Source organism: Thioclava sp. F36-6 (assembly GCF_002020305.1).
Classification (GTDB): Bacteria; Pseudomonadota; Alphaproteobacteria; order Rhodobacterales; family Rhodobacteraceae; genus Thioclava; species Thioclava sediminum.
The window spans coordinates 783,292-805,745 of the sequence record NZ_MPZX01000002.1 but is presented as its reverse complement, the minus strand read 5'-3'; the positions used below and the strand labels follow the sequence as shown (position 1 = coordinate 805,745).

Genomic DNA, 22,454 nt, shown 5'->3' with positions numbered 1-22,454 from the left:
GTCGCGATTGGGTAAGGCGCCGTCGCGCTTCACCACTTCGAGCCCAACAGGAGATGCATCGGTGAGCCGAACGGTGCGACGCCGTGAGGTATCGCCGTGGCGCGCGTGGTACTCGACTTCGCGCTGGCAGAAACTGAGCTTGAAGGTTCGCGTCGCGGCGAACTTCACCTGCGCCCGGTGCGATGAGCTAGCGATCGGAAAGGGTCAATCGGTCGCCGACCACAAGATACCTCATAGAGGTGACCCGGCTCTCTTCTGGGACGAAGGGAACCTGCAGTGCCTCTGCAAGAGGTGCCACGACATTCACAAGCAACGCGAGGAGGCGGCTGGCCTCCACGGATAGCGCCGCGAGGCCGACCGCCGCGCGCGGTTGGTTCCGACCGGCCGCAGGCGGGGGGTGGGTCAAAAGTCCAGCGGGGCTCCGCGCCCAGACCCGCCGACCCCTCATCCGCACGTTTTTTTCTGGGGAGGGCGGAATTTTGAACGATCCTCGTGAAAGAGACCTATTCGGTAACCCCGTGAGAGCCGGTAAGGGGCGCCGTGGGCGGCCTTCCAAAGAGCTGACTGAAAAAGACGTCGACATGCTGGAAGCGGGCCTGATGAAGGGCTGGTCAAATCAGCGGCTCGCCGATGTGCTCGGCGTCGGTCTCTCGACGCTCAAGCGGAATTTTGGGCCGATGCTTCGGGAGCGCAGTGAGTTCCCGGATCGCCTCAAGCTGGCGCTGTTCGCATCAACAGTTCGAAAGGCTCTGGAGAAAGGCGACATGGGCGCGGTCCGCCAGCTCCGGCAGTTGATCGGAGAAGATGAAGCGCTTGAGATCGAGCGCAAGCTTCGCGACCTGCCGGACGAAAAGGACGAGCCGGAAGTGGTGGGAAAAAAGGAGGCTCAGCGGCGCGCGGCGAATGATCTCGTCTCCGGGGATGCCCAAGGCAATTGGGGCGATGACTTGAGCCCGGGGTATCGGAACTGATGGACGGCGCGCTCGATCTCTGCCGGGACGATTGGTCGACAGCCGTTCCGGACTGGGAAGATCGGATCCGGGGAGGCCGCTCGCTTATTCCGGACCTGCCGCTCTTCGATGAGGTGGCGGAGAAGGCGCTGCGGATCTTCAAGCGGCTGCGCGTGCCGGACCTGATCGGCACGCCGACCTATGGCGAAGTCTGCGAGGAATGGGTCTTCGACCTCGTGCGGGTGATCTTCGGGAGCTACGATCCGGAGACCAAGAAACGGATGTTGCGGGAGTTCTTCCTGCTCATCCCCAAGAAGAACGGGAAGTCGGCGATCGCTGCGGCGATCATCGTGACGGCAGCGATCCTGAATGAGCGCCCGCAGGCGGAGCTGATCCTGATCGCGCCGACGCAGAAAATCGCGAGCATCGCGTTCAAGCAGGCAAAGGGCATCATCGCGCTCGATCCGCAGCTCACCACGCTGTTTCATGTTCAGAGCAATCTGAAGGAGATCACCCACCGGACAACGAACGCGGTCATCATGATCCTGTCGGCTGACGGCGATGTCGTGACGGGATCGAAGGCCACCTACATCTTGGTCGATGAGACGCACGTTCTCGCGAGCAAGCACAAGGCACCGGACATCTTCATCGAGCTGCGCGGAGGTCTTGCCTCGCGGCCCGAAGGTTTCATGCTGCAGATCACGACGCAGTCGAAGGATCGGCCAACCGGGCAGTTTGAGAAAGAGCTGCAGCGGGCCCGCGATGTGCGCGATGGGAAGCTCGACCTGCCGGTGCTGGCGGTTCTCTACGAGCTGCCGAAGAAGATGATCGAAGCGGAAGCATGGCGCGACCAGAAGACCTGGGGGCTGGTCAATCCGAACTTGGAGCGGTCGGTATCGCTCGACTATCTGCGCGACAAGATGATCGAAGCGGAAAGCGACGGGCCCGAGGCCTTGGCGCTGTTCGCGTCCCAGCACTTGAACGTGCAGATCGGGATCGGTCTCGGCAGCGGCCGCTGGGTCGGCGCTGATTACTGGGAGAAGGCCGGGCGCGAGATGTCGCTCGACGACGTGATCGAGACATCTGAGGTCTGTGTCGTTGGGATCGATGGTGGCGGTCTCGACGATCTTCTGGGGCTTTCGGTGCTCGGCCGGCATTCAGAAACGAAGAAGTGGCAGCACTGGGGGCGCGCCTGGGCGGATCGCGACGTCCTGCGTCTGCGCCAAGTCGTCGCTCCGGAACTGACGAAGCTCGAGCAGATCGGCCAGCTGACGCTCGTCGACAATATCGAGGACGAAGCTAACCCGCAGATCGTCGAGATCTGCACGCGGTTGCGCGAGGCGGGGTTGCTACCTGAGGAACGTGGGATCGGGATGGACCCGGAAGGGGTCGGGTCGATCATCGACGCACTCGTCGAGGCAGACTTCGAAATGTCGATGATCTGCCCGATCAGCCAAGGCTACAAGCTGAACGCGGCGATCAAGACCGCGCCGGTCAAGCTGAAGAATGGAACATTCGTTCATTGCAACCAGCGTCTCATGACCTGGTGCGTGAGTAACGCAAAGACCGAAGCGCGCGGGAATGCGGTGATCGTAACGAAGGCTCAGAGCGGATCGGCAAAGATCGACCCGCTCATGGCGCTCTTCAACTCGGTCATGCTGATGAGCTGGAATCCAGTGGCCGCGAAAAGAAACGACCTGCGCGACTTCCTGTCTAACCCGGTGATGGTGGTATGAAGCGATTGATCAAAGCAGCCATTCGAGGCGTTCGCCAGGAGCTGGCCGTCGGTCAAAGTGGCTGGGTGAGCACCACCACCGCGCAGTCGCTTCCGACAGTTGGTTATAGCTCGGCAGCGGGAAAGAATGTCTCGGCAGATTCCGCTTTGCAGGTCTCTGCCGTGTGGGACTGCGTCAAGGTCACATCGCAGGTCGTTTCCTCGCTGCCGCTCAAGCTCTTTGAGCGCAGCGGTCCGGATGCACGGCGCGAAGTGGATCATGACATCGCCTCGATCGTCGGATCGAGCCCGAATTCGGTGCAGACGAACGTCGAGTTCTGGGACGGGATGGTGGCGCATCTGACGATGCGCGGAAATGCTGTCGCGGAGCGCCAATTCGTGGGGCGCAACTTGGTCGGGCTCAAGCCGCTCCCGGGGCTTACGCCCTATCTCGATCAGTCCGGAAAGGTGGTCTACGAGTTTTATGACCGCGGCAAACGCGAGAAGCTTCCTTCGGAGAAGGTTCTGCATCTTCGCAGCTTTGACCCGGGTACCGGGATCGGTTTGTCTGCGATCAAATACGGCGCCAATTCAATCGGCGCTGCTCTCGCGGCAGATGAAACTGCGGGAAGCGTGTTCTCGAATATGATGATGATGGCAGGCTTTCTGATGTCGGAGCAGACGCTCGACGCTGAACAGCGCCAGCAGGTGCAGGACATGATGCAAGCCTTCGCTGGATCGCGCCGCGCTGGCAAGATGATGACTCTCGAGGCTGGGTTCGATTTCAAGCAGGTTCAAATGAACCCGGAGGATGCGCAGCTTCTCGCGACACGCCAGTTTCAGGTTGAGGATGTGTGCCGCTGGTTCGGAGTGCCGCCGATCATCATCGGCCACGCGGCGCAGGGGCAGACGATGTGGGGGAGCGGGATTGAGGCGATCATGCTGTCCTGGCTAACGCTGGGGATCAACCCGCTCTTGACGCGGATCGAGGCTCGGCTGAACCGAGACATCATTCCCGCCGAGAAGCGTGGCAAGTGGTTCTTCAAGTTCAATCGCGAAGCAATGCTGCAGATGGATAGCAAATCGAAGGCTGAGTTCCTGTCGAAGATGGGCCAGTCGGGCACAATGACCGCCAATGAACGCCGTGCGAAGTTGGACCTCCCGCCGCATTCTGATCCCAACGCGAATGAGTTGCTGGCACAGACCGCGCTCGCGCCGCTCGGAGACCTTGGAAAGGACACGAACCAATGACGATGCGCAATCTCCCGAAAGCAAATGTGCCCGTCCATCCTGGCGTGAAGTCGCATGTCGGTGAAGTGGCCGCGAAGCGCTGGAACCCGGATATTCGCGCGGCGGCGAGCAGCTCCGATTCTGAGCGCACGATCTCCGTTCTCGATGTGATCGGTGCTGACATGTGGGGCGACGGCATTACCGCCAAGCGGATCGCCGGTGCGCTGCGCGCGATGGGGGATGGGCCTGTCACGGTGAACATCAATAGCCCGGGTGGGGACTTCTTCGAGGGGCTGGCGATCTACAATCTTCTGCGTGAGCACAACGGGGAAGTCACCGTTCATGTGCTCGGGATGGCAGCATCGGCCGCTTCGGTCATCGCAATGGCTGGCGATCAGATCCTGATGGCCCGTGCGAGCTTCCTGATGATCCACAATACCTGGGTGCTCGCCGCCGGAGATCGCCATGCTTTTCGCGAGGTCGCGGATTGGCTTGAGCCCTTCGACGCAGCCGCCGTCAGCATCTACGCAGCGCGAACCGGTATCGATGAGAAGAAGCTCGGCGCGATGCTCGACAAAGAGACCTGGATTGGCGGCGATGCTGCGGTCGAACAGGGTTTCGCCGACGATCTTCTGAACTCCGATCAGATCGACGCCTCACCTTCCAACAGTGCGGGCGCTGGCCATGCTGCGCTGAAGAAGCTCGACATGCTGCTCGCGAACGGGGTGAGGGCTACGAAATCCGAACGGCGGGAACTTCTCGCCGCGGCAAAGGGGGGCAAGTCTGGCGCTGCCCCGACCGGCAAGTCTGGCGCTGCCGTTAGCGACTGGGCGCAGTCTGCGCTCGACAAACTGAAAACTCTCTGAGGAACACGACAATGAAAAAGCTCATGATGCCCGCCATTCACTTGGCGGCAATGCAGGCGCATGTCCCGGTTGCAGTGATCGGTGGCGTGCGGAATGAAACGCTCGATACCGAAGCGATGCTGAAGAAGGTCAGCCAGCAGCTCGACCAGATCAACGGCGAGACCAAGAAGACCGCCGAGAACGCGCTGAGCGAAGCCAAGAAGGCGGGCGAAGTCTCGGCGGAAACCAAGGAGGCGGCCGACAAACTGCTGACGCAGCAGACCGAGCTCCACAATGCTGTCAAAAAGCTGACCGACGAGCTTGAGGGTGTGAATCAAAAGCACCTCGATATCGCTCAACAGATCGCCGATGGTCTCCCGGGTAACAAAGCTGGCGGTGTGAAGTCGCTGGGTCAGGCAGTGCTTGAGAGCCACGACAAGATCAAGGCCTTCAATGGCGGCACGATTGCCCTCACGGTGAACAATGCCATCACGACCGCTGCGGGTTCCGGCGGTGGGCTGATCTTCCACGACGAAGAACGTGAACCCGTCCGTATGCCGCGCCGCCGGCTGCTGGTTCGTCAGCTGCTCACGCAGGGGCGCACCTCGTCCGATCTGGTGACCTACCGAAAGCAGGTGGTTCGCACCAACGCGGCCGCTCCGGTTGCGGAGGAAGGGACTTACCAGGCTTCGACCTACGGTTGGGACAAGGCGACGGCGCAGGTCAAGAAGATCGGCCACGTCACCCATGTTTCCGAAGAGGCCTTGGCTGACGCCGATCAGCTTCAGACCGAGATCGATGGTGAGCTTCGCTACGGTCTCGATCTCGAAGAAGAAAACCAGATCCTCGCGGGCGACGGCACCGGAGAAAATCTCTCGGGGCTGCTGACCAACGCTCCGGCCTTCGTTGCAGCTGCTGGCCTTCCGAACGCAACGCGGATCGATCGTCTGCGGCTCGGCATCCTGCAGGTGACCCTCGAAGACTACATCGCTTCGGCTATGCTGCTGAACCCCCTCGACTGGGCTGCGATCGAACTGCTCAAGGTGTCGGGCACGGACAACCGCTACGTCTGGGGCAACCCCGCAACCGGCAACACGCCGATGCTCTGGGGCAAGGATGTGGTCGACACGGCCTCGATGTCATCGGGCGAATGGCTGGTCGGGGATCTCGCGATGGCGGCGACTTACTACGATCGTTCGGAAGTCGAAGTTCTGTTCTCGACCGAGCACGGCACGAACTTCATCGAGGACATGGTCACCATGAAAGCGCGCAAGCGCGCTGCTATGGCGAACAAGCGTCCGCTGGCGATGGTGCAGGGCGACTTCACCTTCGTCTGATCGACGTAGCAGAGCGTAGCGGCGCGGTCAGATGATCGCGCCGCTTTCTCACTGAAAAGGAGACTGACATGTTCGTTCATGTGAAATCGACGCGGCATACCAAGATCGGAACCCTCCGTCGCGGTGTCGTGTATGCGATCGACGAAAAGAACCAGGCGGCTCGTTCCGTGGTCGCAGCCCACACCGGGGGAGATAACCCCGCGATGAAGAAGGTCAGTGCGGCGGAAGCGAAGAAGCTCGCCACCAAGATGGTGTCGCTCGACCTTGAGGATGGATCGCCCACGCTCAGCGAGGATGCTGATGAGCTTTCGGCGCAATTCGAGGCAATGACTGGTGCTCTGAAAACGACGGAAGAGCAGCGTGATGCTGAGGTCGCGAAGGTGACCGAGCGCGACGCCAAGATCTCCGAGCTGACGTCGGCGCTCGAAGACGCTGAGAAGCAGCGCGATGATGTGATCGCGCAGGCCGCCGAGCAGAAAGCAAAGATCGACGAGCTGCAGGCACTGGTCGCCGAAAAGGACGACCTGAAGCCGAAGCAAGACGGCAAGAAATAACGGTAGGGAGCGCTCCGCATGGCTTTGCAGGTGTCCGACCTGAAAACGCATCTCAAGATCGACTTTCCCGACGACGATCTTGAACTGGATCGGATGCTCTCTGCGGCCACGATGCATGCGGAGCGTTACCTCCGGCGCGATTTCGCGACTGAGTACCCAGACGGCCTTCCGAAGCCGATCGAGGTAGCAATCATGCAGCACGCAGCGAACATGTATCGTTTCCGGGAGACAGCTTCGGCTTCGAGCATCACCGAAGTTCCTATGGGATGGAAACAGCTGCTCTCGACTTACCGGGTGTTCAGTTGACTAGGGCAGGGGCGCTTGATCAGCGTGTAGCGTTCGATTCCCCTGGTTCGACGGTCGGCCCCGGCGGTGTCGTGTCGCCGACTTGGCAGCGCCATCACGACTGCCGAGCGCAGCTGATCTATCAGCGCGGCAGCGAAGTGGTCGAAGCGGCCCGGATCGAGGGCCGACCAATCTACAAGGTCAAGATCCGCTCCTGCGTGGCAGCACGCGCGATCACCACGGATCACCGGATGATCGATCTGCACCGGGCTGACACGGCCTATGCGGTTATCGAGGTCGACGCCATCACGGACCCGATGTGGGTCTATGTGGTCGTCGAAGGAGGGAAAGCGGCATGAGCCCGGACGTAGCCCTGCAGGACGCAGCTGTGGCTGCCCTGCTCGCTGATGCTGGTGTTTCGGCGCTGGTTGGCGATCGCGTTTATGACAATGCACCGGGCGGTGTCGGTTACCCTTACATCACGCTCGGCCCGTCGCAGGCGGTCACGGACGACGTGGAGTGCATCGACGGAGAAGAGAACTATCTGCAGATCGATGTCTGGACTCAGGAAGGCGGGTCGAAGCGCGGCGCCAAGGTGATCTGCGCGGCGGTGAAGAAGGCGCTCCACAACGCCGCTCTGGTGCTGGCTGATCCGGTCGCGCTTGTGCTGGTCGAGATCGAAAGCACGCGCGTGATCAGCGATCCTGACGAGCAGGTCGCGCACGGGATCGTTTCGCTCAAGGCGATCACCGAGGGCTGACGGATGGTTCAGGGCCTCAACGAGTTCAACAAAAGATGGGGTGCCATACCCAAGGCCGTTCGGCTCGCCGCCCAGACTGCGCTCGAGAAGGGAGCGGCAGAGCTTGTCGCGGACATGAACAAGACCAAGCCGATTCCGGAAATTCAGGTTGGCTGGACGTGGGGAGAGGCTCCTAAAGGGTCGATCACGCTCGGAAGCTACAGTGAGCCTGGGCAGTCTTTGCGCATCACGATTTACGCGACCGCCACAACTGCAGACGGGAATTTCCCGGCGGTTGCACGATGGTTCGAGTTCGGCACGTCTGAGCGCCGCACAAAGCAGGGCTGGTATCGCGGCCGGATCGCCGCTCATCCGTATTTCTTTCCAGTTTACCGCGCCAAGAAGCGGCGCGTGAAGTCCCGCGTAACCCGCGAGATCAACAAGGCTATCAAGGGCATCTAACCCGCGGGGCAATCATGAAAATCAGAATGAAGCGCGCCGCTGATCATCGGATCAGCTCGGCTCTCTCACAGCATTTCGCAGACGGTCGCGAATACACCGTGCCGCGGAAGACCGGGCAGGCTCTGATCGAGCAGGGCGCTGCTGAACTTGTCACCCAGAAGAAGGAGGCCAACGATGGCTGATCCCGATACCACCACTCGCCTCATCATCCAGCTGGGTGACGGCGGCGACCCAGAGACGTTCGGCTTCACCTGTGGCGCCAACACGTACGGCATCACGCTCACCAACAACCTCGGCGAAGACACCGTGCTGGACTGCGACAACCCGCTCGATGTTCCGGCCAAGATCATGCGCTACCTGGAGAGCCAGGACACGTCGGCGACGATTTCCGGCAAGGTCGCCAAAAGCGCGTTTGCAACGTGGCGTGACTGGGCAGATACCGGGTCCACGAAGAACATCAAGATCCTGCTGGACGAGGCTGCGGCCGATAACGGCGGGTTCTGGACCCTCCCGGCCTTCCTCGGCTCGCTGGAGCTGAACAAGCAGGGCTCCGCGACTGCTGAGTTCACGGCGACGATCTCTGGCGCCGGTGCGCGCGTCTGGACTGACGCGACCTGATGGCTGAGCTGATCACAGAGTGGGCCGGAAAGGATCGTCTTTTCCGGCTCGACTTCGGCGGCGTCCTCGATCTCGAAGAGGCGCTAAACGATGCGATCGGCGCGATCTTCCTGCGCCTATCGTCTGGGCGCTTCTACGCGAAGGACGTCTACCAAACGATCCGCCTCGCGCTGATCGGCGGCGGCATGGGAAAGGTCGAGGCCAAAAAGCTCGTCGAGAGTCGTTTCGATGCCTATCCGCTCTCTGACCTCGCGGCGCTCGCTGGTGAAATCCTGATCGCGCTGATGGTGGGCATCGAGGACACCAGCAAGGAAGCATCCGATGCCGAGCCGCAACGGATCAAATTCTCTACCGCATCTCAGATTTGCCAGACGTTCAACATGTCGACGCATGATCTGCGAGCGATGACCTACGCCGAATTCGCGAACTTGGTCGCCGGGTTCAATGCCGCATCCAGCGGTCGGAAGCTCGAAGCGCCAACTGACGAAGAGTTCGCCGAAATCCTGCGCAAGCATGATCCTGCTGCTTACGAAGAGATGATGGAGGCCAATGATGGCTGACGTTGATACCGGCCTTGTGCTCCGGCTTGAGGCTTCGCTCGCCAAATTCGAGAAGCAGATGGCGCGGGCGCAGAAGGTCGGTAACGACGTCTCCAAGGGCATCGAGAACCAGTTCACGCGGTACAACAAGAAGATGTCCCAGACGGCAGAGCAGTCTGCGGTCGCGATCGGCAAAGAGATGGACCGCCTTCGGATGAAGTATGACCCGCTGTTTCGCGCGTCGAAGCAGTACGAGGCCGCTGTTGAAGAGCTGAACCGCGCGCAGAAGGTCGGCGCTCTCACGTCGAAGCAATACGACGCGGCCCTTGCTGAACTGACGCGCGAGTATCAGCGCAGCGCCGGCGCGGCGAACACCATGGGGAAGACGGCAAAATCTGCCGGAATGTTCGCGCGCGGGATGGGCGGTGGCATCCAGAATGCGGCCTTCCAGGTCGGCGACTTCGCGGTACAGGTTGGAGCCGGCACAAGCGCGGCACGCGCGCTCGGTATGCAGCTGCCGCAGCTTCTCGGTAGCTTCGGCGTCTTCGGTGCCGTCGCTGGTGCGGCGGCGGCGATTATCGTCCCGCTGATCGCAAGCTTTATGAGCGGCGAGGAAGAGTCGAAGAAATGGTCTGATACGCTGCAAGAGCTTTCGACCGCGGTCGGGGATTACAACACCGCCGTGCAAGACAGCCTCGCCACGACGGCAGAGATGGCCGAGAAATACGGCGCGCTGTCCGACGCGATGCGAAAGACGCTCGACGCCATCGTAGACACCACGCGCATCAAAGCTCTGCGCGAGCTCGGCGAAGCTGCAACCGCAGCCGCAAGCCAGATTGGCAGCCTCCAAAACCGGACAGACGCCGAGGGCAACTTCATCGGTGCATCCGAAGCTTTCATGGCGCTGGTCAAGCAGTTCGATCTCGGTGCAGTGGCGGCGTCTCGCGTCAAGACCGCAATGGACAATCTCGCGAGTGCCGAGGGGCCTCAGCAAACGGTTGATGCGGCTCAGGCATTGCGGTCAATTCTCGTTGATACCTTCGGCGCATACGAGAAGATGCCGCCGGAGATTGCCAAGCAGGTCGATGCAATCGATGCGGTGGTGCTAAAGGCTGGTGAGCTTGGCGGATCTATGGAGACCGCTGCAGCATCCGCACAGGGCTTGGCAAATGTCCTCGAAGATGCGCTGAACACGATGATCGCTCTTGCTGGTGCTGAGCCGAGTGAGGGCTGGCTCTCCGGCGCGATTGCAAAGGCTCAGGCGCTGGCAGGTCACCTTTGGGACGCAGCGAAGGCACAGGCAACTGTGACGCAAAAAGCCGTCGACGCTGAGAAGAAGTGGACGAAATATCAGTATGAGCAATACGGCCAAGGGCATGCATCTGCGCAGAAACTGATCCGAGATGGTTGGAAGCCGGAGAAGAAACCTGGCCGAGGCGGCGGCGGGTCAGCCTCAAAAGCAGAAAAACCTGGTCTCTTTGAGGCATCTGATCAGCAGCTGACCAACCTGCAGCGCCAGATCGACCTTCTCGGGAAGACCAAGTCCGAAACTGCCGCCCTCGAAGCCAAGTGGAAGCTGCTCGACGAGGCGAAGAAGCGCGGGATCGATCTCGACAGCCAAGTCGCAGGCTCCGGCGAGACGGTGCGCGAACAGATCGACAGGCAGGCGCAGTCCATCGGTGATCTGACCGCGAAATACGAGCAGGCGCAGGAGCGGGCTCAGTTCTTCGAGCAGGCTCAACAGACGCTGAAGGATGGTCTCGTCGACGCGATCGTCGAGGGTAAGAACCTGTCTGGCGTGCTGGAGGATCTGGCGAAGATGCTTGCGAAAGCTGCGCTGCAGGCGGCGCTGTTCGGTGAGGGGCCGCTTGGCGGAGGTGGGTCTGGACTTCTCGGCGGCCTCGTTTCGAGCATCTTCGGTGGCGGCACCACCCCCATGATGCCGAAGGGTGGCTACACGCTGGCAAACGTCAACAGCTACGACGGCGGCGGCTTCACAGGCCTCGGCGCTCGATCTGGCGGTGTCGACGGAAAGGGCGGTTTTCCAGCTATTCTGCACCCGAACGAGACGATCCTTGACCATACAAAAGGTCAGTCCGGCGGCGTCACCGTCAGCATGAGCATCGACGCGCGCGGCGCCTCTGGTGGTGAGGCGCAGAACCTGCAGCGCGTGGCCAGCCAGATCGTCGACCGAGCCGTCGCCAAGGTCAAAGCCGCTCAGAAGCGGGGGTACTGATGCCGGATTTTCCGAAGACGATCATCACCGGCGTCACTCGGCAGCTGGTGAGCGCCGTGACCTCAGCGCAGTCGCCGTTCACGCTTGGGCGTCAGATCCAAGACTGGGGCGGCGAAATCTGGCGCTTCCAGATCGACGTGGTGCTGCGCGGCAAGGATTCACGCTCCTTCGAAGCCTTCGCCAATGCCACGCTGAACAAGCGCAAGATCTTCACGCTGCGCGATGCGCTGATCTGCAACCCGAGCCGCACCGAGGCGATCACGGTGGACGGCGGCGGTCAGTCCGGCAACGAGCTGGTCACCAGCGGTTGGGGCGCGGCTGGCATCGCGGCTGGCGACTTCTTCTCGATCGGCGTTGGCGACCAGGCGCGGCTTTACCAGATCACCGAGGACTGCATCCCGGTGGCTGGCTCCTGCACTCTGAGATTCGTGCCGCGGCTGCGCTTGATGCCGAGCGACGGCGAGGCGGTCGAGATCGCTTATCCGCAGGTAGCCATGCGCGCGACAGAGGACGTCCCGACGAATATCTCTGTCGGTGTGATGCGGTTCACGGTCAACGCGGCGGAGGCAATATGAGCCGGGATATGCAGGCCGCGAACATTGCGGCGATCGGCGATCAGATGGTGCGGATCGTCGGCTTCTTCGAGGGCGAGTTCGCGGGTGGCACGGTGCGTCTGTGGACAGGCGACATCGGCACGAACTTCATCTGGGACGGCAAGGAATGGGCCGGGGCAGGGACGCTGCTCGGGTTCTCGAATATCGAAGAGACGAATGACGTCGTGGCCAGCGGGATCAGTGTCTCGCTCTCCGGCGTCCCGGTGGACATGGTGGCGATCGTGATCGCGGAAGCGGAACAGAACGCCCCTGGCACGCTCTGGATCGGGTTCATGTCCGAGGACTGGCATCTGCTGGCCGATCCCGAGCTTGTCTTCTCAGGTCTGCTCGATGTTCCGACGATCGAGGATGGGGCCGACACCTGCACTGTCACGATCAGCTATGAAAGCCAGCTGATCGACCTGCAGCGTGAGCGGGAGTGGCGCTACACGAATGAAAGCCAGCAGGTGCTCTATCCCGGCGATAAGGGCTTCGAATACGTCACCTCGATTCAGAACAAGACCGTAAATTGGGGCAAGGACTGATGCGGAAACCGGATTGGCCCAGCATTCTGACGCACGAGATCGAGGCTGCCAGAGGGCGGCCTTTTTCATACGGCGAGCATGACTGCGCGACTTGGGCATTCGACGTTTGCCACGCGCTCACCGGTGGGAATAACCCTGCGGAGCAATGGCGCGGGCGCTACAGCACCGAGATCGGCTGCGCGCGGGTCATGAAGCGTCTCGGCTGGGAGAGCGTCGAGGCGGGCGCGCGGGCGCTGCTGGGCGAGGCTCTGGCATCAGCTCGGCTGGCACAGCGCGGCGATATTGTCTTCGCGGATGGCGCGCTCGGAATTTGCATCGGGAAAGAGGCCGCGTTCGTGGGCGCGGACGGGCTGAAAGGCAAGCTGCTGCGCGACTGCGCGCTGGCTTGGAGGGTGTGATATGCCGCAGGCTGCTGTTGGTGCTCTGGCCCTTGGTGGGGCGGCTGTTGCTGCTGGTGGTGTCGGTGCTGCGCTTGCTGCGACCGGCTTTATCGGCATCGCGGCCAACTTCGGCGCCTCGCTGCTGTTGTCCGCAGCCTCTGCCGCGTTCGCGCCTAAACCTGACTTCGGGCTCAAATCCCGCGATGTCACGGTGCGAGAGCCTGCCTCGCCGCGCAAGATGGCTTACGGCACGGTTCGCACCGGCGGCACGATCGTGTTTCTGGAGACCAGCGGCGAGAAGCGCCTGTCCGACCAAAACCAAGACGACTGGCTCAATGGCCCTTGGGATCTGTCCGAGCTGAAGGAATGGCTCGACAAGCTGCTCGGGCCTATTCAGGACGCGTTCGGTGGTGGTGCCGAAAAGACCTTTGAGAACCCCGGCAAGCGCATGCTGCACATGGTGATCGTGCTCGCAGGTCACGAGGTCGAGGCGATCGACGAGGTCTACTTCGACGGCGTTCTCGCGTTCAACGCGGACGGAACTCAGGCGCCTGACAAGCATGGAAAGCCCAAGTTCACCGGTAATCACGTTTACGCTCAGATCGAGAAGCGTCTCGGCGCGCCGGATCAGGAAGCCTTCACGCTTGTGCGCGATTACCTGCCCTATAAGTGGACAGCTGAACACAAGCTGAGTGGCTGCGCGGCGCTCTGCGTCTCGTTGTATTTCGACCCGAAGATCTTCGCCAATGGGATGCCGAACGTCACCGCGAACGTGCGCGGGAAGAACAACATCCTTGATCCGCGCACCGGCACCCGCGGCTACACCGACAACGCAGCACTTTGCCTCGCAGACTACCTCGCAGACAGCACCTACGGACTCGGTGCCGAGATCGACGACCCGCGCGGCACCAACGAGGATGAGCTGATCGCGGCGGCGAATGCCTGCGATGAAGTTGTCGCAACCGTCGATGACGCGACCGAGACGCGGTACACGCTCAACGGGATTGTCGATACCAGCCAGACACCGCAAACAGTCATTCGCTCTATGCTCACATCGATGGCAGGGCATGCGGTACGGCGAAGCGGCCAGTGGTATGTGCTGCCCGGTGTCTATCGTCCGCCCTCGATGAGCCTCACGGACGGGCAGGCGACGGGTTCGCTCAAGCTCGTGACACGGCTCTCTCGGAGCGACAACTTCAACGCCGTCCGGGGCACATTCGTCAGCCCGGAGAATGACTGGCAGGTCGATGATTTTCCGGCCTATGAGAGCGCCGCCTACCTCGCGGAGGATCGCGGCCGGAAGTCGTGGCAGGATATCGAGCTTCCCTTCACCATCTCGGCGTCGATGGCACAGCGGATCGCGAAGATCGAACTCGAGCAGGCGCGCCGTCAGATGTCGATCGAGTGGCCCGGAAACCTGAGCGTCATGCAGGTCGGTTGCGGCGACGTCGTGATCGTCACACGCGATCGTTGGGGCTTCGATGGCAAGCCGTTCATCGTGACGGGCTTTACCTTCGAGAAGGCGGACAAGGGGTTGATCCCGAGCTTGCGGCTCGCCGAGACGTCGCCGCTTGTCTACGACTGGGACGCGACCGAGGCGCAGATCTACGCTGCCGCGCCGCGGACCTCTCTGGATGATCCGTTTGACGTCTACGCGCCGGGCATCACCAATGTGACCGAGAGCCTGTATGTGACGCGCCAGAACGCTGTGAAGGCGCGCACGACGGTGACTTGGTCGGAGAGTTTAAGCGGCAGCGTCGATCGGTACGAGCTGGAAGGCAGCCTCGACGGCGGCGATTATGAGCTCTTGGCGATCACGCCGAACCTCTCTGCCAGTGTCGACGACATCACCCCGGGTAACTGGACATTCCGTGTGCGTGCCGTGACCGCGCTCGGCGCAGAGTCCGATTGGTCAACGGTCACTTCGCAGATCTACGGCCTCGGTGCTGAGCCTGCGGCGCTCAACGCCGCGACCCTGCAAGCGGCAGGGGGGCTCGCGATCATCAAGTGGGCACTCCATCCGGATCTCGACGTTCGTATGGGTGGTCATATCGTTATTCGTCACTCCGAGAATACTAGTCCCACATGGGCCTCTTCCAGATCTCTCGATGAGATCACCGGAAATCAGACGATTGCTGCGATGCCGCTTATGCCTGGTACATACCTTCTTCGAGCTCGGGATAGCTCTGGCATCTTGGGGCCGGTGACGACGCTCTATGCCTCAGGCGCGCAGGTGATTTCTTTGGTGAGCATCGGAGTGCTTCAAGAGGACGATGAATTTAGTGGCACCCACAACGGGAGCGCCGCCTATCAAGGAAAGCTCAGTCTAGATGCTGCGGGGGTCTTCGATGATGTTGCTGAAGTCGATGCGCTCACGAGCTGGGACTATATCACCGGATCGGTCTCCGATTACGGCGAATACGATTTTGCGACCGTGCTTGATTTCGGGGCTGTGAAGCGAGTGAGGCTTCGTGCCGAAGTCGAAATGGTGACGAACAATCTTAGCGACATCTTCGACGAGCGGCCCGGGACGGTGGACAGTTGGGATAGCTGGGACGGCGAGGCCTCCGACGAGTGTGATGTCCATGTCGAGGTAGCTCTTTCCGACGATAACATCGCATGGACGGATTGGGCGCGGCTGGACGCTGGCGAGGTAGAGGCCCGCTACGTGCGAGCTCGGGCGCTTCTGAAAACGAATGACACGAGCTTCCAACCGCTCGTGTCCAAACTACGGCTTAAATCAGATGAGGTGGCAGCATGAGCCAAGTGGATAGCTTTGCGGCTAATGGTGGGCTTTCAGGGCTTGCCACGAGACAGGCGTTTAACGCCATTCTGGATGCGCTTGCGACGTGTTCTTCTGGATCTACAGCTCCGTCAAATCCATTCCCCGGCATGTTTTGGCGGGATACTGCGACTTCGCCTTCGGTACTGAAAATCCGAGATGATGCGAATACAAGCTGGGTTGATGCGCTTTCTGCCTTCGGTGGGACTACGCCCGGAATTGCTCTGTTCAAGGCTACAACGAAGGCCGCACAGCGCACTGCCCTCGAACTGAAAAGCGGAGCGCAGACAGCGGTCACCGATAACGATGACATGGCTGTCGACCCAGAAAATCTACCGAAGCGCAAGAACGTGGAGGCTGCTATCGCGGCTGCGCCGAACCCGGTCAAGGCATGGGTGAATTTCAACGGGACAGGCACTGTCGCAATTCGTGACGCCCTGAACGTCTCAAGCATTACGGACAACGGCAGCGGCGATTACACCGTTAACCTGTCGTCTGCGCAGGCTGACACAAATTATGCAGTCCTCTTCGGTGGAAGTCGGGCTGGCAACGGTAGCGACAGCGCGGCGCCGTTCGTGTTTGAAAGTTACCAATCGGCACGAACCACAACGGCCATAAGAGTTCGAACCGGCGGGATGAATGCAGGGGCTTTTGCCTTTGGTGACAACGAAATCGTCGAACTCGCGATTGTCCACTGAGGAGAGGTAAATGGTAAAGCGCATCATCTATCAGAATAGCCAAGGCGGCGTGGCAGTGATCGTTCCTTGGCTCGGGTCCGGTCTGACCTTGGAGCAGATCGCGGCGAAGGATGTCCCGACCGGTAAGCCCTACAAGATCGTCGACGCGGCAGACATCCCAGCAGACCGCAGCGAGCGTGACGCTTGGATCGTCGATGAAGCAGACCTCACAGATGGAGTTGGCGCATGATCTCGATCGACCAGACGAAAGCGGCCGCTGCGAAGCTTGCCGCCCTTCGCACTAAGCGCGATGCCGCCCTCTCTGCGTCTGACTGGACGCAGATGCCTGACAGTCCGCTCTCCGATGCTGATAAGCAGGCGTGGGCCACCTATCGGCAGGCCCTGCGCGACCTTCCTGATTCGGACGGCGCGGAATGGCCGGTGGCGCCTGGTTCTGCGTAATGCTCGACAAGCTCTGGTTTATCGCTTTCGGTCCGCGTCCATCGTGGCGTCGGCCGCTCCGGCTCCTGATCTGGGCGCTGTTCGGCAACGGGAACGAGGGCGACAACGGCGGCCCTTACGGTTGGCTTCCACGCGACACGTCGAAGCCCGATCCGAACTGGCCCGCGACGATCCGCTGGTGGCTGCGCAACCCTGCGCACAACCTGACGCACTACCTCATGGCTATCCCGTTCGAGCGCCAGCGCCTGCTTATCGGTAAGCCGAAGGACGGCACGCTCCCTACAATCACGCCCGCTGGCCACATACTGCTGGCATGGAACGGTGGACCGTTCTTCAAGCTGCAGTTCACCCACTGGGAAGCCTACGCCGGGTTCCGCCCGAAGGTAGTGGATGGTCGCCGTGTCGGCATCTTCGGCTTGGCCCTTCGCGGGCGGCGCTAACCCTCCGCACAACCTGATGACGACACCCCGCCACAGGCGGGCTTTTTTATGCCGAAAGGGGGCATGACGTGATGAACGAAGACATCCGGCCACGGATCGAAAACAGCGACAGAGGGATCACGCTCAACAAGTCCTTGGCATGGACGATCCTCACAGCCCTCATTGCCGGTGGGTTCTGGGTCGGCTCGCAGGTGACGGCGCTGCAATCGATCACGCAGGACAATAAGGCGCGGTCGGCCGACCAGAGCGCTGAAATCACCGTCATCAACAACCGTCTTCGCAGTATCGAGACACAGCAGGCCCGCAGCGACGAGAAGTTCTCGAACATCCTCGGCTACCTCACGCGCATCGACGCCCGCCTCGAGCGGATTGAACAGGGGAAATGAAACTATGAAATTGATCTCCAAAAAGGAGCGCCAGCGCGCTCGTATCGGTTATGCCTTCGCAGGCATCGTGCTCACGCTTTGCGCGCTGCTAGCGCCTGTCGTGATCTGGTATGGGCTCGGCTATCAGCTCGACCCGAACGCCGTGTTCTTCATCGCGCTAGGCACCCTCGCTGTCTCCGCGATCGGGCGCTTCATCGCGCAGCCGCAGGGTATCTGGGCGAACCTGTGGCGCATCGGTCTGATGGCTGCCCTTATGGTTCTCGCGATGGTGCATTTCGCCGCTGCCGAGGTGTATCGGCCGGCGGGCCCCCAGCTCTCGCCCAGCCACTCAGCGATCGCGCCCGGTGCATCCGTCACTGAGCATCAGATCGTCATGCGCGCGCTGCCCGAGATCAAGCGGCACGAGGGCGTTCGGCTCACGGCTTACCGAGACGCGATTGGCATTCCTACGATCTGCTCCGGATCGATCCGTGGCGTCCGCATGGGCATGACGATCTCAGCCTCAGGCTGTGACCGGCTGATCGCATCCGAGGCCACGGAATACTGGCGCGGTGTCTCGCGCGCGATGACGCTGGAGACGAAGCGGCTGCGGATCAACGTGCCGCGCGGGGCGGCATGGACCGACTTCACAATCAACGTCGGTATCGGCGCGGCGAGTAGCTCCACCGCGATGCGGCGGCTGAATGCCGGCAACGTCCGGGGTAGTTGCAAAGCGATGACTTGGTTTAACAAGGCGGGCGGTGTGATCTTCGCTGGTCTCGTCGTCCGGCGGGGCGACAATTACGACATGTGCATGGTGGGCGCGTGATCTGGCTCGCCAAGAACTGGCGGATCGTGGCGGCGCTTGGCCTGCTCGCCGCTGCGTTCGGTGCGGGCGTGTGGGTGCGTGATGCCTTCTGCCGCGCCAAGGTGGCTCAGATGCAGGCGGACACTGCGGAGGCCACGACAGCCGCCCTCCGGGCCGAGCGGGTCCGCATCGCTCATGCAATCGCTGAGGCCAATGACAAGGCGCGCCAACTGGCCGAGGCCGAGTCCGCGCTTCTCACCGCTCGCGATGCCCGCGCCGCAGCCGAAAGGAGGCTCTTCGATGCGCTTGAAGATGATCCCGGTCTTGATGCTCCCGGTCTTCCTGGCGGCGTGCTCGACCAAATCCGCGGACATTGGGCCCAATGAGCCGCTGCCGCAGATCCTCGTGGAAGTCCCAGCAGCGGCGCGCGTTCCGTGCCCGGCGCCAGAGACGCTTGTGGCGGCAGGCGGGACGCTACGTGCGGACGCAGTGACGATCACGCGGCTCGGGGATGCGCTGATCGATTGTGAGCGGCGGCGGGCGCTCGCGGTGAGTGTCAGATAGCCGGGGATGCGGAGGCGCCTGATCGATCGAACAAGGGGCAGGATGAACTCCGAGCTGCACGGTGTGACCGACACGTGCGGTCGCCCAGTCCGGTTCTTTATGTCTGCGGGCCTGGCCGGTGACTAAACTGGCGCGGCGGCCCTTCTCGGTGACCTGCCCGCCGCAAAGTGACTGCTGGATGATTGAGGTTACGATGCCCACTGGTTCCGAGAAGTCCCGCAGTACAAGGGGATAAGGGGCTGCATCCCTGATTGCAAGGCGCGCAAGGTCTCCGTCAAATACGAGAAGTGCCGATACAAATATCGCAACCGGATCGAAATATCGTTCGGCAGGCTTAGGGAGTGGCAACGCGTGGCGACGCGTTACAACTGATGCTCGAAGGTCTTTCTCTCTGCCATCGCATTGGCCGCAACAGTGCTCTTCTGGTTATGAGGCCTGAGCTTACGTGTCGCGCTTTCGGATAACAGAAAGCATCTTTCGACGACTAAACGGCATCTTGATGGCCCACTGAATATCGAAATTATCTCTGTTGTCTAAGCTCTCAAGGTATGACTTTAAGAATGGGGTCATGCAGATATATTTATGCCAGACTTCGCTTTTGGTGCTGCCAGGGGTGTTCCATGGCTTAACGCGCGTCGCAAAGTGTAGCTGAATAGGGTTGTTTATCGCTAACTTTACATCCTCAGCTGAATAACCGGGAACCTTTTCGAAGCTATCACTTTCGGAAAAAATGTCATAACAGTAGCTACAGATCATGCTTGCCAAAGGTAGAATTTCTATGCGTGGATGACAAACAAGCGAAATTACGTCCTGCTCTGGCTGCTTCAGGCGATACGCATTGATGTGAGCCACGTCAATGAGCTTTTTCTCAACTCCCTCTCTTCGCATGGCATCAAGGTTGAAAACGTAGTATCCACCACCCACGTTCAGCTTTGCGATTTCGTCATCAGAAAATTGGCTTCGATATTTCTCGATATTCCTCCCATAGAGAGAATCATAGGGAGCAGGAACTTTGCAGCCAGCAATCAATGTGTCTGGAGATCTAATAGAATTTTCAAATGTAGAAGATACATCACCAAGGAAAACAACATCCACATCAGTTACAATCGCCTTTGGGTAATCCGGCATGAGCGAAGGAACTAGGAACTTATAATACATTTCCTTTGTGTAGTGCCCCTTTGTTTTTGTTTTTGAAAACAGGTCAAGAAACCTACCGCCCATGTCTCTGCTGAAGAAGCGTGCATTAGAAAATCCAGAGCACAACTCTGAAAGAGTTGAAATATCGTCGTCCGGAATATCATTGTAAAATACGTGGATGTGATATTCGTAATTTCGATTAGAGTTCATCAGGAGAGACGTTATTGCTACTGATGCGGGTATTAGGTAGTTTTTATCGAAGAATAGCGCGACAGGTACGATCATCTTAAATTTAAATATCCACACGTCACTTGATCAGCACTCATGCTTAACTGAAGCGTGCGCAGAGCGCAACTAGGCTCATGACCCATTAGTCGGCTTGCGGTGTCACCGGCGGCACCATAACACTCAGTGGTTCAGAGAAAGTTGACCGAGTGCTAAAGTTCGAGCTCATGATGATTAGGGACGCCCCAGCGGCCAGCGCATTCTTGCTCAAATTCGAGCGTCTCTGGTATCTCGCGGCTGGTGTTCGCGAATATGACCTTCGCCCACTCCCGTAGATCGCCGTTCACCGCTAGGATCTGGTGCAGCATATATGCGCTCGCTCGCCCCCCGCTGAAGCTGATCTGCACGTTTACGGGCGGGAGAGTATATCCGCGCATAGTTGTCCCCGTCCGATTTGGACGGTCGAGATGAAAAAGCTGCTGCGTTAGGGGCTGAAATGCGCGCCCGAGCTGGTGTCTGAAAAGGAGCGAAGAGTTGTTTCGGGTATCGATTTTGGGTTTGGCGGCTCTCTCGCTGGTTGGTTGTAAAGACAATGGCACGGTCTTCACGCTCTACCGCGCCTCGCCGATCTCAGCGACTATGAGGATACACATGGCCACCTTCGACGCAGATGAGCCGGACCCGACTTACAATCTGGACAACTGTCAGCTGACAGCGCGCCTTTTCATGTCTCAGCCTGGGGTCAGTGTTCGGTATTGGTGCGAACCAGGAAGGTATAGGGAGTGAGGTAGTGATCCGGTTCTTACGAGAGGTGTTTCGTTGGCGCACAGTTCGGGACACAGGCGTCTGGCTCTACCAACAGAACCGCGCCACCGGCCGCCGCCGAGTTCTCTGGGCGGGTGGCGGCCACCAGCCGGTCGATCGTAACTGGGTAGACGCCGGATAGGAGCGCAGGCATGGGTGTGATGGTCGTCGTGCCGTTGTCGCTGGTTCAGGTTGCTCTGTGCGTGCTGATGGTTAACTACCTGCGCAAGATGCGCCTCGCTGAGAAGAGGAAGGCCGAGGCGGTGGCTACCTTTTCCGCCGCGCTTCAGAAGTCGATGATGGGCACGAAGGCGCTGATCGAGAAGCTGCGCAAAATCCAAGATATCTAAGAGGGGGTCGCGAGGCATGGCGTCTGCAAATCAGGTCAAGGTCGAGCGCCGTGAGGACGGCTCCTTCCATGTCTCGAAAGAGACCTGGTCCGACACGATCCAAGCTGACATGATCGACCACTGGATCGATTGGTACGCGCAGATGCACGAGCAGCACGGTTATGACGGGTATCGCGAGATGTCCGAGGCGCTGCGCGCGGCGAAGGCGAGCTGATGGGCAAGCTGCACGTCTGCCATCGCATCGTCATCCGAGACGAGAATGACAGGATCATCTCCGACGAGCCCTATGACAACTTCATCGACGGTAAAGACGCCTTCGATCGTGTCGAGGCCCTACCTGGTCAGACGATCTCTCTGCAGCACGGGGCGAGGGTGATCTTCAAGAAGTTCCGGTGAGGCTGGTTTAGTGGCCGGGCAGGTGCATCGGGTGCACGTTCCCACATTCGCTGTATGTTCGCGTCGTGTTCTTGGGAACGAAATAGACTAACTGCATGAAAAGCCACAAGGTCGGTATAATTCAAAATCCGCCGCGGAAGGGCGGGGCGCTTATCGCCGTCCTGAAAAATTCTGTAGCCGGTCAGCAGGATTCGCAAACATCGGCGGCGAGTCGTTCTTTCGGAGCCATGATGAATATCGGTCCCAGCGGCGGCGCGTGCGCTCATGATCGAGCTGAGTGTGATCGATCTCGTATGCCGCGACGCCGGTGCCCCGACGATTTTGCGGGACACCCTACCTGTAAGCCATTGTTTTCTATAACGCCCAATGAGGCATGTGCGGGACACATGCTCATTGAAACCACTACCAAATTGGGGA

At 60.3% G+C, this 22,454-nt stretch carries 29 protein-coding genes and 1 pseudogene; 29 read left to right on the top strand and 1 reads right to left on the bottom strand.

The annotated features are described in order from the left end of the window. The first annotated feature begins 581 nt into the window (after window positions 1–581). The 26 genes and pseudogenes from BMI88_RS10905 to BMI88_RS19870 form a co-directional block, all read left to right on the top strand. Window positions 582–971 carry a hypothetical protein gene (locus BMI88_RS10905; RefSeq protein WP_078548580.1) on the top strand — a complete coding sequence of 130 codons (390 nt, stop codon included), beginning with the start codon at window positions 582–584 and terminating at the stop codon, window positions 969–971. Continuing rightward, a complete protein-coding gene (locus tag BMI88_RS10900; protein WP_078548578.1) occupies window positions 971–2,686 on the top strand; it encodes a terminase large subunit in 1,716 nt (571 codons plus the stop codon). The genes BMI88_RS10905 and BMI88_RS10900 overlap by 1 nt, the downstream gene beginning before the upstream one ends. Window positions 2,687–2,751: 65 nt before the next feature. Beyond that, window positions 2,752–3,915 carry a phage portal protein gene (locus tag BMI88_RS10895; protein WP_246831863.1) on the top strand — a complete coding sequence of 388 codons (1,164 nt, stop codon included), beginning with the start codon at window positions 2,752–2,754 and terminating at the stop codon, window positions 3,913–3,915. Next, a complete protein-coding gene (locus tag BMI88_RS10890; protein ID WP_078548573.1) occupies window positions 3,912–4,760 on the top strand; it encodes a head maturation protease, ClpP-related in 849 nt (282 codons plus the stop codon). Before BMI88_RS10895 ends, BMI88_RS10890 begins: the two co-directional genes overlap by 4 nt. 11 nt (window positions 4,761–4,771) lie before the next feature. After that, window positions 4,772–6,076: a phage major capsid protein gene (locus tag BMI88_RS10885; protein ID WP_078548570.1), complete on the top strand. Its 1,305-nt coding sequence runs from the start codon at window positions 4,772–4,774 to the stop codon at window positions 6,074–6,076. 68 nt (window positions 6,077–6,144) lie between these two features. After that, complete coding sequence (locus BMI88_RS10880) at window positions 6,145–6,630, top strand: hypothetical protein (RefSeq protein ID WP_078548567.1); 486 nt, start codon at window positions 6,145–6,147, stop codon at window positions 6,628–6,630. A gap of 18 nt (window positions 6,631–6,648) precedes the next feature. Beyond that, window positions 6,649–6,936, top strand: coding sequence for a head-tail connector protein (locus BMI88_RS10875; protein WP_078548564.1), 288 nt, complete (start codon window positions 6,649–6,651; stop codon window positions 6,934–6,936). After that, window positions 6,897–7,274, top strand: coding sequence for a head-tail adaptor protein (locus BMI88_RS10870; RefSeq protein WP_281480212.1), 378 nt, complete (start codon window positions 6,897–6,899; stop codon window positions 7,272–7,274). Before BMI88_RS10875 ends, BMI88_RS10870 begins: the two co-directional genes overlap by 40 nt. After that, entirely contained in the window at window positions 7,271–7,675 is a 405-nt protein-coding gene (locus tag BMI88_RS10865) for a DUF3168 domain-containing protein (protein ID WP_078548559.1), read from the top strand. The genes BMI88_RS10870 and BMI88_RS10865 overlap by 4 nt, the downstream gene beginning before the upstream one ends. A gap of 3 nt (window positions 7,676–7,678) precedes the next feature. Beyond that, window positions 7,679–8,116 (top strand): HK97 gp10 family phage protein, encoded by a 438-nt coding sequence (locus BMI88_RS10860; protein WP_078548556.1) that lies wholly within the window; start codon window positions 7,679–7,681, stop codon window positions 8,114–8,116. Between the two features lie 26 nt (window positions 8,117–8,142). Beyond that, window positions 8,143–8,298 (top strand): hypothetical protein, encoded by a 156-nt coding sequence (locus BMI88_RS19750; RefSeq protein ID WP_168173972.1) that lies wholly within the window; start codon window positions 8,143–8,145, stop codon window positions 8,296–8,298. Beyond that, window positions 8,291–8,734 carry a phage tail tube protein gene (locus BMI88_RS10855; RefSeq protein ID WP_078548553.1) on the top strand — a complete coding sequence of 148 codons (444 nt, stop codon included), beginning with the start codon at window positions 8,291–8,293 and terminating at the stop codon, window positions 8,732–8,734. The genes BMI88_RS19750 and BMI88_RS10855 overlap by 8 nt, the downstream gene beginning before the upstream one ends. Beyond that, on the top strand, window positions 8,734–9,294 hold the full coding sequence (locus BMI88_RS10850) for a gene transfer agent family protein (protein ID WP_078548552.1): 561 nt from the start codon (window positions 8,734–8,736) through the stop codon (window positions 9,292–9,294). Before BMI88_RS10855 ends, BMI88_RS10850 begins: the two co-directional genes overlap by 1 nt. After that, window positions 9,287–11,509 (top strand): hypothetical protein, encoded by a 2,223-nt coding sequence (locus tag BMI88_RS10845; RefSeq protein WP_078548550.1) that lies wholly within the window; start codon window positions 9,287–9,289, stop codon window positions 11,507–11,509. Before BMI88_RS10850 ends, BMI88_RS10845 begins: the two co-directional genes overlap by 8 nt. After that, a complete protein-coding gene (locus BMI88_RS10840; protein WP_078548547.1) occupies window positions 11,509–12,084 on the top strand; it encodes a hypothetical protein in 576 nt (191 codons plus the stop codon). The genes BMI88_RS10845 and BMI88_RS10840 overlap by 1 nt, the downstream gene beginning before the upstream one ends. Continuing rightward, window positions 12,081–12,647 (top strand): hypothetical protein, encoded by a 567-nt coding sequence (locus BMI88_RS10835; RefSeq protein ID WP_078548544.1) that lies wholly within the window; start codon window positions 12,081–12,083, stop codon window positions 12,645–12,647. The genes BMI88_RS10840 and BMI88_RS10835 overlap by 4 nt, the downstream gene beginning before the upstream one ends. Further along, window positions 12,647–13,045 carry a hypothetical protein gene (locus BMI88_RS10830; protein WP_078548541.1) on the top strand — a complete coding sequence of 133 codons (399 nt, stop codon included), beginning with the start codon at window positions 12,647–12,649 and terminating at the stop codon, window positions 13,043–13,045. Before BMI88_RS10835 ends, BMI88_RS10830 begins: the two co-directional genes overlap by 1 nt. Window position 13,046: 1 nt before the next feature. Then, complete coding sequence (locus tag BMI88_RS10825; protein ID WP_078548537.1) at window positions 13,047–15,788, top strand: fibronectin type III domain-containing protein; 2,742 nt, start codon at window positions 13,047–13,049, stop codon at window positions 15,786–15,788. Continuing rightward, on the top strand, window positions 15,785–16,507 hold the full coding sequence (locus BMI88_RS19565) for a hypothetical protein (RefSeq protein WP_146673546.1): 723 nt from the start codon (window positions 15,785–15,787) through the stop codon (window positions 16,505–16,507). Before BMI88_RS10825 ends, BMI88_RS19565 begins: the two co-directional genes overlap by 4 nt. A 10-nt stretch (window positions 16,508–16,517) precedes the next feature. Continuing rightward, window positions 16,518–16,736, top strand: coding sequence for a hypothetical protein (locus tag BMI88_RS10815; RefSeq protein WP_078548531.1), 219 nt, complete (start codon window positions 16,518–16,520; stop codon window positions 16,734–16,736). Continuing rightward, window positions 16,733–16,948: a tail fiber assembly protein gene (locus BMI88_RS10810; protein WP_078548529.1), complete on the top strand. Its 216-nt coding sequence runs from the start codon at window positions 16,733–16,735 to the stop codon at window positions 16,946–16,948. Before BMI88_RS10815 ends, BMI88_RS10810 begins: the two co-directional genes overlap by 4 nt. Continuing rightward, on the top strand, window positions 16,948–17,388 hold the full coding sequence (locus BMI88_RS10805; RefSeq protein ID WP_078548527.1) for a hypothetical protein: 441 nt from the start codon (window positions 16,948–16,950) through the stop codon (window positions 17,386–17,388). The genes BMI88_RS10810 and BMI88_RS10805 overlap by 1 nt, the downstream gene beginning before the upstream one ends. Before the next feature lie 71 nt (window positions 17,389–17,459). After that, on the top strand, window positions 17,460–17,774 hold the full coding sequence (locus BMI88_RS10800) for a hypothetical protein (RefSeq protein WP_078548525.1): 315 nt from the start codon (window positions 17,460–17,462) through the stop codon (window positions 17,772–17,774). A 4-nt stretch (window positions 17,775–17,778) separates the two neighbouring features. Further along, window positions 17,779–18,582, top strand: coding sequence for a lysozyme (locus BMI88_RS10795; RefSeq protein ID WP_078548523.1), 804 nt, complete (start codon window positions 17,779–17,781; stop codon window positions 18,580–18,582). Beyond that, entirely contained in the window at window positions 18,579–18,947 is a 369-nt protein-coding gene (locus BMI88_RS10790; protein WP_078548520.1) for a hypothetical protein, read from the top strand. Before BMI88_RS10795 ends, BMI88_RS10790 begins: the two co-directional genes overlap by 4 nt. A gap of 172 nt (window positions 18,948–19,119) precedes the next feature. Next, window positions 19,120–19,497, top strand: a pseudogene (locus BMI88_RS19870) (IS5/IS1182 family transposase); the annotation flags it as partial. 69 nt (window positions 19,498–19,566) lie between these two features. On the opposite strand, the gene BMI88_RS10785 reads toward BMI88_RS19870, so the two are convergent. Continuing rightward, entirely contained in the window at window positions 19,567–20,547 is a 981-nt protein-coding gene (locus BMI88_RS10785; RefSeq protein ID WP_078548517.1) for a glycosyltransferase, read from the bottom strand. Window positions 20,548–21,443: 896 nt separating this feature from the next. On the opposite strand from BMI88_RS10785, the gene BMI88_RS10775 reads away from it, so the two are divergent. The 3 genes from BMI88_RS10775 to BMI88_RS10765 are packed head-to-tail and all read left to right on the top strand — an operon-like array spanning window position 21,444 to window position 22,037. Beyond that, on the top strand, window positions 21,444–21,641 hold the full coding sequence (locus BMI88_RS10775; protein WP_078548511.1) for a hypothetical protein: 198 nt from the start codon (window positions 21,444–21,446) through the stop codon (window positions 21,639–21,641). A 16-nt stretch (window positions 21,642–21,657) separates the two neighbouring features. Beyond that, entirely contained in the window at window positions 21,658–21,855 is a 198-nt protein-coding gene (locus tag BMI88_RS10770) for a hypothetical protein (protein ID WP_078548508.1), read from the top strand. Next, window positions 21,855–22,037 (top strand): hypothetical protein, encoded by a 183-nt coding sequence (locus BMI88_RS10765; protein WP_078548505.1) that lies wholly within the window; start codon window positions 21,855–21,857, stop codon window positions 22,035–22,037. Before BMI88_RS10770 ends, BMI88_RS10765 begins: the two co-directional genes overlap by 1 nt. Window positions 22,038–22,454: the final 417 nt, after the last annotated feature.

Excerpts from the sequence above, each read along its gene's own strand:
- BMI88_RS10890 (WP_078548573.1), top strand. The coding sequence starts at position 3,912 with ATGACGATGCGCAATCTCCCGAAAGCAAATGTGCCCGTCCATCCTGGC.
- BMI88_RS10865 (WP_078548559.1), top strand. The coding sequence starts at position 7,271 with ATGAGCCCGGACGTAGCCCTGCAGGACGCAGCTGTGGCTGCCCTGCTC.
- BMI88_RS10900 (WP_078548578.1), top strand. The coding sequence starts at position 971 with ATGGACGGCGCGCTCGATCTCTGCCGGGACGATTGGTCGACAGCCGTT.
- BMI88_RS10840 (WP_078548547.1), top strand. The coding sequence starts at position 11,509 with ATGCCGGATTTTCCGAAGACGATCATCACCGGCGTCACTCGGCAGCTG.
- BMI88_RS19750 (WP_168173972.1), top strand. The coding sequence starts at position 8,143 with ATGAAGCGCGCCGCTGATCATCGGATCAGCTCGGCTCTCTCACAGCAT.
- BMI88_RS10845 (WP_078548550.1), top strand. The coding sequence starts at position 9,287 with ATGGCTGACGTTGATACCGGCCTTGTGCTCCGGCTTGAGGCTTCGCTC.
- BMI88_RS10810 (WP_078548529.1), top strand. The coding sequence starts at position 16,733 with ATGATCTCGATCGACCAGACGAAAGCGGCCGCTGCGAAGCTTGCCGCC.
- BMI88_RS10785 (WP_078548517.1), bottom strand. The coding sequence starts at position 20,547 with ATGATCGTACCTGTCGCGCTATTCTTCGATAAAAACTACCTAATACCC.
- BMI88_RS10765 (WP_078548505.1), top strand. The coding sequence starts at position 21,855 with ATGGGCAAGCTGCACGTCTGCCATCGCATCGTCATCCGAGACGAGAAT.
- BMI88_RS10880 (WP_078548567.1), top strand. The coding sequence starts at position 6,145 with ATGTTCGTTCATGTGAAATCGACGCGGCATACCAAGATCGGAACCCTC.
- BMI88_RS10830 (WP_078548541.1), top strand. The coding sequence starts at position 12,647 with ATGCGGAAACCGGATTGGCCCAGCATTCTGACGCACGAGATCGAGGCT.
- BMI88_RS10850 (WP_078548552.1), top strand. The coding sequence starts at position 8,734 with ATGGCTGAGCTGATCACAGAGTGGGCCGGAAAGGATCGTCTTTTCCGG.
- BMI88_RS19565 (WP_146673546.1), top strand. The coding sequence starts at position 15,785 with ATGAGCCAAGTGGATAGCTTTGCGGCTAATGGTGGGCTTTCAGGGCTT.
- BMI88_RS10835 (WP_078548544.1), top strand. The coding sequence starts at position 12,081 with ATGAGCCGGGATATGCAGGCCGCGAACATTGCGGCGATCGGCGATCAG.
- BMI88_RS10905 (WP_078548580.1), top strand. The coding sequence starts at position 582 with ATGCTGGAAGCGGGCCTGATGAAGGGCTGGTCAAATCAGCGGCTCGCC.
- BMI88_RS10800 (WP_078548525.1), top strand. The coding sequence starts at position 17,460 with ATGAACGAAGACATCCGGCCACGGATCGAAAACAGCGACAGAGGGATC.
- BMI88_RS10885 (WP_078548570.1), top strand. The coding sequence starts at position 4,772 with ATGAAAAAGCTCATGATGCCCGCCATTCACTTGGCGGCAATGCAGGCG.
- BMI88_RS10875 (WP_078548564.1), top strand. The coding sequence starts at position 6,649 with ATGGCTTTGCAGGTGTCCGACCTGAAAACGCATCTCAAGATCGACTTT.
- BMI88_RS10870 (WP_281480212.1), top strand. The coding sequence starts at position 6,897 with ATGGAAACAGCTGCTCTCGACTTACCGGGTGTTCAGTTGACTAGGGCA.
- BMI88_RS10795 (WP_078548523.1), top strand. The coding sequence starts at position 17,779 with ATGAAATTGATCTCCAAAAAGGAGCGCCAGCGCGCTCGTATCGGTTAT.
- BMI88_RS10770 (WP_078548508.1), top strand. The coding sequence starts at position 21,658 with ATGGCGTCTGCAAATCAGGTCAAGGTCGAGCGCCGTGAGGACGGCTCC.
- BMI88_RS10775 (WP_078548511.1), top strand. The coding sequence starts at position 21,444 with ATGGGTGTGATGGTCGTCGTGCCGTTGTCGCTGGTTCAGGTTGCTCTG.
- BMI88_RS10825 (WP_078548537.1), top strand. The coding sequence starts at position 13,047 with ATGCCGCAGGCTGCTGTTGGTGCTCTGGCCCTTGGTGGGGCGGCTGTT.
- BMI88_RS10860 (WP_078548556.1), top strand. The coding sequence starts at position 7,679 with ATGGTTCAGGGCCTCAACGAGTTCAACAAAAGATGGGGTGCCATACCC.
- BMI88_RS10815 (WP_078548531.1), top strand. The coding sequence starts at position 16,518 with ATGGTAAAGCGCATCATCTATCAGAATAGCCAAGGCGGCGTGGCAGTG.
- BMI88_RS10855 (WP_078548553.1), top strand. The coding sequence starts at position 8,291 with ATGGCTGATCCCGATACCACCACTCGCCTCATCATCCAGCTGGGTGAC.
- BMI88_RS10805 (WP_078548527.1), top strand. The coding sequence starts at position 16,948 with ATGCTCGACAAGCTCTGGTTTATCGCTTTCGGTCCGCGTCCATCGTGG.